The 12022-nt window shown below is 45.9% G+C and carries 9 protein-coding genes; 7 read left to right on the forward strand and 2 right to left on the reverse strand.

Annotated features, from left to right (window positions below; all coding sequences use genetic code 11):
* Positions 1-76 precede the first annotated feature (76 nt).
* Positions 77-1093 carry a tryptophan--tRNA ligase gene (gene trpS, locus R7P67_RS19825; RefSeq protein ID WP_005381398.1) on the forward strand — a complete coding sequence of 339 codons (1017 nt, stop codon included), beginning with the start codon at positions 77-79 and terminating at the stop codon, positions 1091-1093.
* 57 nt (positions 1094-1150) lie between these two features.
* Here trpS and R7P67_RS19830 read toward each other — a convergent pair whose 3' ends face one another.
* Complete coding sequence (locus R7P67_RS19830; RefSeq protein ID WP_262654003.1) at positions 1151-1525, reverse strand: hypothetical protein; 375 nt, start codon at positions 1523-1525, stop codon at positions 1151-1153.
* A gap of 543 nt (positions 1526-2068) precedes the next feature.
* On the opposite strand from R7P67_RS19830, the gene R7P67_RS19835 reads away from it, so the two are divergent.
* The 6 genes from R7P67_RS19835 (at position 2069) to R7P67_RS19860 (ending at position 11028) form a co-directional block, all read left to right on the forward strand.
* Positions 2069-5023, forward strand: a complete 2955-nt coding sequence (locus R7P67_RS19835; RefSeq protein WP_262654001.1) for an ExeM/NucH family extracellular endonuclease — start codon at positions 2069-2071, stop codon at positions 5021-5023.
* 189 nt (positions 5024-5212) lie between these two features.
* Positions 5213-5800: an aminodeoxychorismate/anthranilate synthase component II gene (locus R7P67_RS19840; RefSeq protein ID WP_065274924.1), complete on the forward strand. Its 588-nt coding sequence runs from the start codon at positions 5213-5215 to the stop codon at positions 5798-5800.
* 361 nt (positions 5801-6161) lie between these two features.
* Positions 6162-7373, forward strand: a complete 1212-nt coding sequence (locus R7P67_RS19845; protein ID WP_005381420.1) for an aspartate aminotransferase family protein — start codon at positions 6162-6164, stop codon at positions 7371-7373.
* Positions 7374-7482: 109 nt separating this feature from the next.
* Complete coding sequence (astA, locus tag R7P67_RS19850; protein WP_005381422.1) at positions 7483-8502, forward strand: arginine N-succinyltransferase; 1020 nt, start codon at positions 7483-7485, stop codon at positions 8500-8502.
* 28 nt (positions 8503-8530) lie between these two features.
* Positions 8531-9988, forward strand: a complete 1458-nt coding sequence (astD, locus tag R7P67_RS19855; protein ID WP_005381424.1) for a succinylglutamate-semialdehyde dehydrogenase — start codon at positions 8531-8533, stop codon at positions 9986-9988.
* 248 nt (positions 9989-10236) lie between these two features.
* Positions 10237-11028 carry a DUF1338 domain-containing protein gene (locus R7P67_RS19860; protein ID WP_005381426.1) on the forward strand — a complete coding sequence of 264 codons (792 nt, stop codon included), beginning with the start codon at positions 10237-10239 and terminating at the stop codon, positions 11026-11028.
* Positions 11029-11164: 136 nt separating this feature from the next.
* Here the strand turns inward: R7P67_RS19860 and crp are convergent, their stop codons facing one another.
* Positions 11165-11797, reverse strand: a complete 633-nt coding sequence (crp, locus tag R7P67_RS19865) for a cAMP-activated global transcriptional regulator CRP (RefSeq protein ID WP_005381432.1) — start codon at positions 11795-11797, stop codon at positions 11165-11167.
* Between the last annotated feature and the right edge of the window lie 225 nt (positions 11798-12022).

Genomic DNA, 12022 nt, shown 5'->3' on the forward strand with positions numbered 1-12022 from the left:
ACTGAGTAAACCGTGCACCTATTACTGCACGGTTTTTTTCATTTAATTAGATTAAGAAGTCAAAGGAATCATTCTAATGAGCAAACCCATTGTATTGAGTGGTGTTCAACCTTCAGGTGAACTAAGTATCGGTAACTACTTGGGTGCTCTACGTCAATGGCAGCAGATGCAAGACGATTATGATTGCCAATATTGTGTGGTAGACCTTCACGCGATTACGGTTCGTCAGGACCCTAAAGCGCTGCATGAAGCAACTCTAGACGCACTGGCAATTTGTCTGGCAGTTGGTGTTGACCCGAAGAAGAGCACGCTATTTGTTCAGTCACATGTACCAGAGCATGCTCAATTAGGTTGGCTTCTTAACTGCTACACTCAAATGGGTGAGCTGAGCCGTATGACTCAGTTTAAAGACAAATCGGCACGTTACGCGAATGACGTAAACGTCGGCCTATTTGACTACCCGGTGTTGATGGCGGCTGACATTTTGCTTTACGGTGCACACCAAGTACCTGTAGGCAGTGACCAGAAGCAACATCTAGAATTAGCGCGCGATATCGCAACGCGTTTCAACAATATTTACTCGCCAGAGCAGCCAATCTTCCAAGTTCCAGAGCCTTACATTCCGACAGTAAATGCGCGTGTAATGAGCCTTCAAGACGCAACGAAGAAGATGTCTAAATCTGATGACAACCGTAAGAACGTTATCACGCTGCTGGAAGAGCCTAAGTCGATCCTTAAGAAGATCAACAAAGCGCAAACCGATACCGAAACGCCACCAAGTATCCGTCATGATATCGAGAACAAGGCGGGCATTGCTAACCTAATGGGTTTGTACTCTGCGGCGACAGGCATGAGCTTCGAAGAGATTGAAGCGAAGTACCAAGGCGTAGAAATGTATGGCCCATTTAAGAAAGATGTTGGTGAGGCAGTTGTAGCAATGCTTGAGCCTATTCAAGCAGAATATCACCGTATTCGCGCTGATCGTGCTTACATGGACGAGGTAATGCAGCAAGGCGCTGAGAAAGCCTCGGCACGAGCGGCTGAAACGCTTAAGAAAGCATACGAAGCAGTAGGTTTTGTAGCTCGCCCATAGTCGCTAAGAACAAATACGAAAAAGCTCCACTTTGGTGGAGCTTTTTTTATGCCTGTATTACTGAAATGGCGTGTCTTTCATACAGCGTTCCATGTCGTAATATTCAACACGTCCTCGAGCCCCTAGAAAGGCAGACTTCACAACCATGCCTCTATCAATGAAGTAACTAAGCTGTACGCATGATATATCGTAGCTGAGTTCTTTAATTCTCGCTGGAACCCAGTAGGTTCCTGGCGTTCTTAGACGCTGAGTAAAGGTAATAACACCCTCGTCACTGACTTCTAGCTCTTCAATACCATCCAGTTCATTTTTGGCTGATTCGATGATGTCTTGATTCGCCGTAGGTTGAAGTGGCTCACTGGCGGTCAACTGACACCCCGCTATCAAGCTAAGTAGGGAGAGAGCTAGCACACTGCGTTGAATTTTTTTCATTTGTCGTTCCTGGGTTTACAGCTAATGAGATCTTATTGTCTCGCGCAGGTGTTATATCTTTTGTGTATGTTTTTGGCTAGTGAGTAATGAAAAGTTATTGAATAAATCATGAAAACTTTGAAGTATGAGGGGCCTGTATAAGAGAGAACGAAGCGAGTAATAGATTCTTGGGATTGAACAGTGATGCAAGTGAAAATTAAAGCATTCTAAATTAGTGACTAATTATATTTTTTATTTGTAACGGAACGGTTGGGTTAATAAGCAACTCAACAAGTGATGTATTTTCTACTCCTTAACATGAAGTGAAAAAGTAAACTGAGTAATCAATCTAAATTCTGACTTGTTTATCAATAGCGCTCTGTATTTATTACAAAAAATGTTTGAATGGGATGCTCTGGCATATTTTCTTATATTCACATGTGATTCATTTCACGGCTTTAATTACTCATTCTTATTTATTTCATAAATAAACCTGATAGTAGACGCAAATGGCAGGCTCTAACCAGAGCTAAGTTTGCATTTACATAAATATCAGGTATGACAATGGACACGTTAATCAAACCCTCAATACTCGCATTAACCATCGCCAGTGCACTTAGTGCAAACGCGAACGCAGAGATTATTATTTCCCAATACGTAGAAGGCGGCGCTTATAATAAAGCGGTAGAGATCGCTAATACGGGTGATACTGCGGTGACACTCACTGGCTACGAGTTGGCGAAATCATCAAACGGTGGTGGTACTTGGGGTAGCACATCCGACCTTAGCCAAGTGACGCTACAAGCTAACCAAGTGTATGTACTGGCGCATGGTGACGCGAGCGATGCCATCAAAGCTGTCGCGGATATCACAGATAAAAGCGTTGCGAACTTTAACGGTGACGACCCGATCGCACTGCTTAAAGATGGTGAAGTGCACGACATCATCGGTGTGATGGGTGACGTAGATTTTGGTAAAGACACCACATTGGTTCGTAACAGTGATGCACTAACTCCTTCTGCTACTTATGATGCATCTCAGTGGACGGCATTTGAGAAAGACAACATTGACGGCCTTGGTGAGCTGAATGCGACTGAGCCACCAGCACCATTCGCTTGTGAGGTAGACGGTCAGCAACCTAACTTCACTACCATTCAAGAGATTCAAGGTGAAGGCGATACGTCTCCATTCATTGATGGTTACCCATACATTACTAACGAAGATCATTTCGTAACGGGTGTCGTGACTGCTGTTACCACTGGCCTAACCAAAGGTTTCTACCTACAAGCATTAGAAAGCGACAACAACGACAAGACCTCAGAAGGCTTGTTCATTCATACCGACGCGGCGGACACGGCGCTGAAAGCTGGTGATGTTGTTTGTGTGAAAGGTAAAGTTCAAGAGTATTACAGCAATACTCAGCTTGCTTCTGATGCTAACAGCTATGTGAAAACAGGCACCTCTGAAACCCCTCGAGTTACCGATCTTGTTATCAAAGAAGGTGAGACACTACGTGATGCGCTAGAGCGTCATGAAGGCATGCAAGTTGAGTTGACCTCGGCAAGTGACTTGTTTGTAACTCGAAACTTCTCTTACGACTACGATTCACGTCGTAACAATATGATGCTCTCTCATGAAGCGCCATTGTTAAAGCCGACTCAATTACACGCGGCAGAGAGCGATGCAGCCGTTGAGCTAGCAAAAGACAACGCAGCGAATCGTGTATACCTAGAATCTGATGGCAAAGCACCAAACGGCCAAATCCCATACTACCCAGATTTTGCTAAAGATGCAGATCAAGATGGCTCTTCAGAGCAGCACATTCGCCTTGGTTCTCGAGTAGAAGGTCTTCAGGGTGTGGTGGCTTACAGCTACAACGAATACCGCCTGATTGCGACCAATGAAGTCGATAACACCAACTTTGTGACTTCAGGTGAAGGCTTCGATGTGGCTCGTAAAGATGCCCCAGCGATTGCGGACTCAGATTTGCGTATTGCAAGCTTCAACGTACTGAACTACTTCAACTCCGTGGCTGACAGTGGTCATGAAAACCCAACCGGACAAAACCGTGGTGCGACTAATCTAGACGAATTCCTGATCCAGCAAGCGAAAATCGTTGCGGCGATGAACAAGATGGACGCAGACGTTATTGGTTTGATGGAAGTGGAAAACAACGGCTTTGGTGATGGCAGTGCTATCCAAAACTTAGTTGATGCCCTAAATGCTGAGATTGATGACGCTGAAGATCATTACACGTATGTCGAAATCGAAGAGCAAGACAAATACCAAGACGAATACTTTGGCAGTGATGCGATCATGGTGGCGATTTTATATCGTGCTAACGCAGTAACGCCAAAAGACGCTGCAAAAGTGATCATCACGCCAGAGCAGCACATTGCAGAAAACACAATTACTCGTAAAGAGGGCACAGAAAGTAACCCTGCTTACGATAAGTACCAACGCCACAGTCTACTTCAGACCTTTACGGTGAAAGAGACGGGGGAAGATTTGTCTATTGTCGTAAACCACTTTAAGTCGAAAGGCTCTGAGTGTATTGAAGAGTGGATTGCCGGTGTAGAAGATTCTGAGCCAGCGGATCTGCAAGGCAACTGTAACAACTTCCGCGTTTCTGCTGCGCACGCAGTGGGTGAAGCGTTGAAAGAGGTGAAAGGCGATGTATTGCTCATGGGCGACCTCAATGCTTATGGCATGGAAGACCCACTTCTGACACTGACTGATTACTCGAAAGAGAAATACGGCCGTGACATTTATACTGCTGCTTATACAACCATTGGTGATGGTGAACTTCAAGTAGAGAAGACCAAAATTGAAAAAGGTTACGGTCTGCACAACTTAAACACGTTGCTGCACGGCACTGATACGTTTTCTTACACCTATTCGGGCGAGCTGGGTAATTTGGACCACGCATTGGCAAGCAGCAGCCTAGCGCAAAAAGTGGTAGCAATTGAAGATTGGCACATCAACTCACTAGAGAGTAACTTGTTCGAATACAGCAGCAAGTACACAGGTGATATGCCGAAGTACAAAGATGCGTTCTCTGCCTCTGACCACGATCCAGTGATCATCGCGATTGATTTACCAGATGATGACATCGATTTACCGAAAGCAGGTGACAACTTAGCCGTCGATGTCCGTTTACCACCAACGGCGGTTGTAGGTGATATTGTTACGGTGAACTTAACGCCATCCACACAAGCGGCTGCGGCAAGCAGCGATACGAAAGCTTACTCGGCTAGCCAAACCTTAGTTCAAGCTGATATTGATGCGCGTAGCGTGAATATTGAGTTTGAACAAACGCCAGAGCAAGGTAATTATCAGTTAGAAGAGAAAGTGACTGACTCGACAGGTAATATCGTGAAGTTTAGCTCTGTTCGTGATGTTTCAATGACGCAAACTGAAACTGGAACAGAAGGGTCGAAGGATTCAGATGGTGGTTCGTTTGGTTTTGGCGCGCTATTTGCGCTGCTAGGTCTCGGCTTATTCCGCCGTCGCCGCTAAGCGAATTTATTTCCTGATAAACCTTTCCTAAATAGCTGTAAAGACCAAAGGCCAGCCTATGCTGGCCTTTTTATTCAGCAAAAACTTGCCTTTCTTGCTTGGTATAGCAAAATACCGCCCTTGATTGTCACGAACGTGGCGATTCACTACGTAAGCATTGCCAAAACGGATTGGAGCAACCGACCCTTTATGTTGTTGATCATCGATAACTACGACTCTTTTACCTACAACCTTTACCAATACTTCTGCGAGCTTGGTGCAGACGTAAAGGTGGTGCGTAACGATGAAATCGATATCCAAGGCATTGAGGCGCTCAACCCAACTCATTTGGTGATCTCGCCAGGGCCATGTACGCCGAACGAAGCAGGTATTTCACTGAAAGCGATAGAACACTTCGCTGGTAAGCTTCCAATATTGGGTGTTTGCCTTGGCCATCAAGCGATAGCGCAAGTGTTTGGGGGGGAAGTGGTACGTGCTCGACAAGTGATGCACGGCAAGACCTCACCAATTCGTCACAACGGTCGCAGTGTGTTTAAAAATCTGAATAACCCACTCACGGTAACCCGTTATCACTCTCTTGTGGTGAAAAACGGTACTTTACCCGACGTGTTTGAACTGACTGCATGGACAGAACTGCCTGACGGAAGCATGGATGAAATAATGGGTTACCAACATAAAACCTTGCCAATTGATGCGGTGCAGTTCCACCCAGAATCAATCAAAACTGAGCAAGGTCACGAGTTGCTTGCGAACTTTTTAGCACGCAAAACGATCTGATCGCGATCACTTTTCTTAACAAATCATTCATCTTTTTGCTGAGGTGAGCGGATTGCAAAACTATGCGATTCTCTCGAGTCTCTTTGTCTATTCATGTCTTTTTAAACCTTCTATCCCCTGTATTACATAACATTTATAAAAAATCCCTTCTCTATTTTACTTTCTTGATGCATAAATAGTCATAAGCAGTGATTAATGGAAGTTACTTTCGAGAACGAAAAGAATAAATCACTATTGAAATGGTTAATTAAATGTAAATACAATGCCGCAATAGCTTAAATGCAAAACATTATTTGCTGGCAAAGAGAGCCAGTTAAATTCGCTTATCTGCTACGCATGCGGTATCAAGAAGGAATGTGCAATGACAACGGAAATTAAAGTAGAGCGCGGTTTATTCGATGAGGTAATGGTACCTTGCTATAACCCGATGGAAATGATCCCTGTTAAAGGTGAAGGTTCACGTGTTTGGGATCAGGAAGGTAATGAATACATCGACTTTGCTGGTGGTATTGCAGTGAGCTGTCTTGGCCATTGTCATCCAGTAATGGTAAACGCACTAACAGAGCAAGCTAACAAGCTTTGGCACTTAAGTAACGTTATGACGAACGAACCAGCCCTTCGTCTGGCGAAAAAGCTAACAGAAGTGAGTTTTGCTGAGCGAGTGTTCTTTGCTAACTCTGGCGCAGAAGCAAACGAAGCCGCTTTGAAGCTGGCACGTCGTTATGCAGCAGACGTTCATGGCACTGAGAAATCTGAAATCATTGCATTCAAACAAGGTTTCCACGGTCGTACATTCTTTACCGTAACGGTTGGTGGCCAAGCGGCATACTCTGACGGTTTCGGTCCTAAGCCAGGCGACGTGACACACCTTCCTTACAACGATATCGAAGCTTTACAAGCGCACATGTCTGATCGTACTTGTGCGGTCATGATGGAGCCACTACAAGGTGAAGGCGGCATCGTGCCACCAACGCCTGAGTTCGCTCAAGCGGTTCGCGAGCTGTGTGACAAACACAACGCCTTACTGATCTTCGATGAAGTGCAAACTGGTAATGGCCGAACAGGTAACTTCTACGCTTACCAAGGTTTAGGTATCACGCCAGATATTCTAAGTACTGCGAAATCACTTGGTGGCGGTTTCCCGATCGGTGCAATGCTAACGACAGCAAAATTAGCAGAGCACATGAAAGTGGGCACTCACGGTTCTACATATGGCGGTAACCCACTAGCGTGTGCGGTTGCAGAAGCGGTTGTAAATGAAGTTACTAAGCCAGAGGTGTTGGCTGGTGTGCTAGAACGCGAAGCAATGTTCCGTGAAGGTCTAGAGAAGATCAATGCGAAGTACAACATCTTCTCAGAAGTGCGCGGTCAAGGCCTATTACTTGGCGCTGCACTAAATGAAGAATGGCAAGGCCGTGCGCGTGACGTGCTAGTTGCTGCAGGTAAACAAGGTCTCATGGTATTGGTTGCGGGTGCCAATGTCGTACGTTTCACACCATCACTCGTTATCACACAACAAGAAATTGAAGAAGGCTTGGCGAAACTGGATAAAGCGATCGCGACTTTAGTTTAAGCGCGATATCAGTTTAAACGTCAACGCAGACACCCCCGTCAAGGATCTCTGATGGGGGAATTGTTCCTACAATATAGTTAGGATCTTCTTGCATCTGGAGGGAGTATTGATGCTAGTAGTTCGCCCTATCGCGATGTCGGATTACGACGCACTGCACACTTGTGCGGTGGAGTCTGGTCACGGATTTACATCTCTACCGGTTAACGAAGAACTGTTAACCAATCGAATCAAACATTCAGAGTACAGCTTTGGTAAGCCAGATGTGGCAGAACCAGGCGATGAAGGCTACCTGATGGTTGGCTTTGACTCTGAAACGGGTGAGGTTGCGGGTACCACCGGAATCGAAGCATCTATCGGCTGGGATGTCCCATTTTACTCATATCACATTAGTAAAGTTGTGCACTCGTCGCCAAAGCTTGGCGTTAACAACGTCGTTAAACTGCTTACTTTTGGTAATAACTACACGGGTAACAGCGAAATTTGTACCTTGTTCTTGCGTGAGAAATTCCGCCAAGGTCTGAATGGTCGTCTAATGTCGAAGTGTCGTTTCCTAATGATGGCAGAGCACCCAGAGCGTTTCTCTGAAACGATCTTTGCGGAGATGCGTGGCGTTTCAGACGACGAGGGTAATTCACCATTCTGGCAATGGCTCCAAGAGCATTTCTTCTCTATCGATTTCACGCTTGCAGATTACCTAACAGGTATCGGCAAGAAAGGCTTTATCGCCGACTTGATGCCGAAACTGCCTATTTACATCAACCTGCTCAGCCCAGAAGCGCAAGCCGTGATTGGTCAAGTACATGACAACACGCGTCCAGCGCTGAAGCTGCTTGAGCGTGAAGGTTTTACCAACCGAGGCTACGTCGACATCTTCGATGGTGGCCCAACGGTTGAGTGTGATCTGCGTAATATTGAGTCGGTACGTCATTCATTCCGTGCGCAAGTCAAAATCTCTGAACATTCCAGCACACAAGACTTCTTGATGTGTAATTCATCTTTCGAGAACTTCCGTGCGACAGTCACTAAAGCGGCGTATGACGCAGAAACACAAAGCGTGATGATCGCACCAGACGTTGCGGATGCACTTTCGGTTGAAGAAGGGGATTTCGTTCGCCTTCTTCCGCAGTAACAGACGACAGAATTTAAGGATAGAAACAATGACACATTGGATTGCAGGTGAATGGGTACAAGGTCAGGGTGAAGCATTTACGTCTCTGTCACCGTACAACCAAGAAGTGATCTGGCAAGGCAAAGGTGCAACGGCAGAGCAGGTGAACCAGGCGGTATCTGCAGCGCGTGAAGCGTTTATTGACTGGAAAAAGCGTCCATTTTCAGAGCGTGAGGCAATCGTGTTGGCTTTTGCGGAGAAAGTAAAAGAGAACAGCGAAAAAATCGCCGAAGTGATTGCCAAAGAAACTGGTAAGCCGATTTGGGAAACGCGCACTGAAGCAGCAGCCATGGCAGGTAAAATTGCCATTTCGATTCGCGCTTATCATGACCGTACTGGTGAGGCGAGCCGTGAAGCAGCAGGCAACCAAATCGTATTGCGCCACCGCCCATTGGGCGTGATGGCGGTGTTTGGTCCTTACAACTTCCCAGGCCACCTACCAAATGGTCACATTGTGCCAGCGCTACTGGCTGGTAACACGGTAGTCTTCAAACCGTCTGAGCAAACGCCATGGACGGGTGAATTGGCAATGAAGCTATGGGAAGAAGCCGGTCTGCCGAAAGGCGTGATTAACCTTGTTCAAGGCGCGAAAGAAACTGGTATCGCCCTCGCTGACGCTAAAGGCATTGATGGCGTACTGTTTACGGGTAGCGCGAATACGGGGCATGTATTACACCGTCAATTTGCTGGTCAACCGGGCAAGATGCTCGCACTAGAAATGGGTGGTAATAACCCGATGGTGATCTCTGATAAATATGGTGATTTGGATGCCACGGTTTACACCATCATCCAGTCAGCGTTTATCAGTGCTGGGCAGCGTTGTACGTGTGCTCGTCGTTTGTATGTGCCATTGGGTGAAAAAGGCGATGCGCTTATCACTAAGCTCGTCGAAGCGACACGCAATATTCGCGTAGACCAACCATTTGCAGAACCTGCGCCATTTATGGGACCGCAAATTTCGGTCGCGGCAGCCAAGTTTATTCTTGATGCACAAGCTAATCTACAGTCTCTTGGCGGTGAAAGCTTGATTGAAGCGAAAGCAGGAGAGGCGGCGTTTGTTTCTCCTGGCATCATTGATGTAACGAACATTGCTGAGTTACCAGATGAAGAATACTTCGGCCCACTTCTGCAAGTGGTGCGTTACGAAGGGTTAGACAAAGCCGTGGCGCTAGCAAACGATACGCGCTTTGGCTTATCTGCTGGTTTGGTCTCAACCGACGACCAAGAATGGGAATACTTCGTTGACCACATTCGTGCAGGTATCGTGAACCGTAACCGCCAGCTCACTGGTGCAAGTGGTGATGCGCCATTTGGTGGTCCGGGAGCGTCGGGTAACTTGCGCCCAAGCGCTTACTACGCAGCAGATTACTGTGCGTACCCAATGGCATCAATGGAAGGTCAAGAGACTGTCTTGCCTGCAACATTGAGTCCAGGTGTAGCGCTATAAGTTTTAATAATAGAGTCGCAACTATGCATTGCGGCTCACCTTGCCGGCGCATCATTTAGGTATGGGTTGTAGTGATCGTTGGCAGAACACGAAAAGTGAGCAAAGACTCGGAAAAGCGTGTTGACTGACTGGCATTTACCGTCACAGGTTGATGGTTGCTCGTTCATTATTCTGGACAACTTTTGTTGTGAACGAGCAGCCAACTTCCGCTTACCTTTAAACTCTACATCTCGTAACAAGGAGTCGTTATGACGCCCGATGTGTTATTTGAATCGCTATGGCAAGATTACATTCAACGTCTTTGCCCTTCGGCTGCTAAAGTGCATCAGCTGCTTCAAGAAGATGAGCCTCTGATTAATGATCATATAGCTTTACGTACCTTCAATATCGCGCCTCTTGGTATTGAAACTCTAGCTAAGCCATTTGTAGCTATTGGTTACAAGGCGTGTGGTGATTACGTTTTCGAAAGCAAAAAGCTGGTTGCTAAGCACTATGAGCACCCAGATCCGAAGCAACCTAAAGTCTTTATTAGTGAGCTAAAAGTTGAAGAGTGCTCGTCTGAGCTACAAGAGATTGTGAAAAATTTGGTGGCACAAGTCGATGCTGACAAGCTGAACGATAGCGCATTCTTACATGGTGGACGCTTGTGGGATTTAAGCTTTGCTGATTACCAAACGTTGGCTAAAGAAAGTGAGTACGCATCTTGGCTTGCGGCGCATGGTTACGGAGCAAACCACTTCACGGTGAGCGTTAACCAGCTCAATGAATATGAAGAAGTGAAGCAGGTAAACGATCATCTGCGTACCGCTGGGTTTACCATTAATGAAAATGGTGGTGAAGTGAAGGGCACTCCTGAGGTGTTGCTAGAGCAGTCATCGACCATGGCAGATAAAGTAGCGGTTCGTTTTAGCGAAGGCACTGAAATTATCCCTGGCGGTTTTTATGAATTTGCTAAGCGCTATCCGATGGAAAATGGTGATTTGTACCCAGGTTTCGTGGCCGCTTCAGCTGACAAAATCTTTGAAAGTACGAATGGCTAAGTTTTAGGGTTAACCTGTTAAGCTTACTCATTAGTGTTCGCTGCACCCTATCTCATTTGGTCATGAGTAAATAAAAAGCCACCAATGTTGCCATTGGTGGCTTTTATAATTTTGTTCGTGTCACTCTAGTTCGAGATTAACGAGTACCGTAAACCACGATGGTTTTACCGTGAGCAGAGATTAGGTTCTGCTCTTCTAGCATCTTCAAGATACGACCTACTGTCTCACGAGAACAGCCAACAATTTGACCGATTTCTTGACGAGTGATCTTGATTTGCATGCCGTCTGGGTGAGTCATTGCGTCTGGTTGTTTTGCAAGGTTCAGAAGCGTCTGAGCGATACGACCAGTTACGTCTAGGAACGCCAGGTCACCCACTTTTTGGCTAGTTACTTGAAGACGACGAGCCATCTGCGCAGAAAGACGCATTAGGATGTCTGGGTTTACTTGGATAAGCTGACGGAACTTCTTGAAAGAAATTTCAGCAACTTCACAAGGAGATTTAGCACGAACCCAAGCTGTGCGCTCTTGGTCTTCCTCGAATAGACCAAGTTCACCAATAAAGTCTCCTTGGTTTAGGTAAGAAAGGATCATCTCCTTACCTTCTTCGTCTTTGATAAGAACCGCAACAGAACCTTTAACGATGTAGTACAAAGTTTCTGCCTTTTCGCCCGCGTGAATTAGCGTGCTCTTTGAAGGGTACTTATGAATATGACAGTGTGAAAGAAACCACTCTAATGTTGGGTCGGTTTGAGGTTTACCTAGAACCATAATATCTCACTTCCTCTGCAGGGTACGCTTGCGCTATCCATATTTTAGCTAAGCCTGAATTAGGCCTACTAGAATAAGAGCACTTTTTATATGCTGCAAGCTCTCTTGTGTTTCGGTAAGAAATAGTATCCTTTTTCGAAAACGATTTCTTGATTTTAATCGTGCCATGATTGAGATTTTGTAAGCAAAACTGTGCACATGATCACGGTATGAAAAGTAAACATC

Source organism: Vibrio sp. Vb0937, from assembly GCF_033338855.1.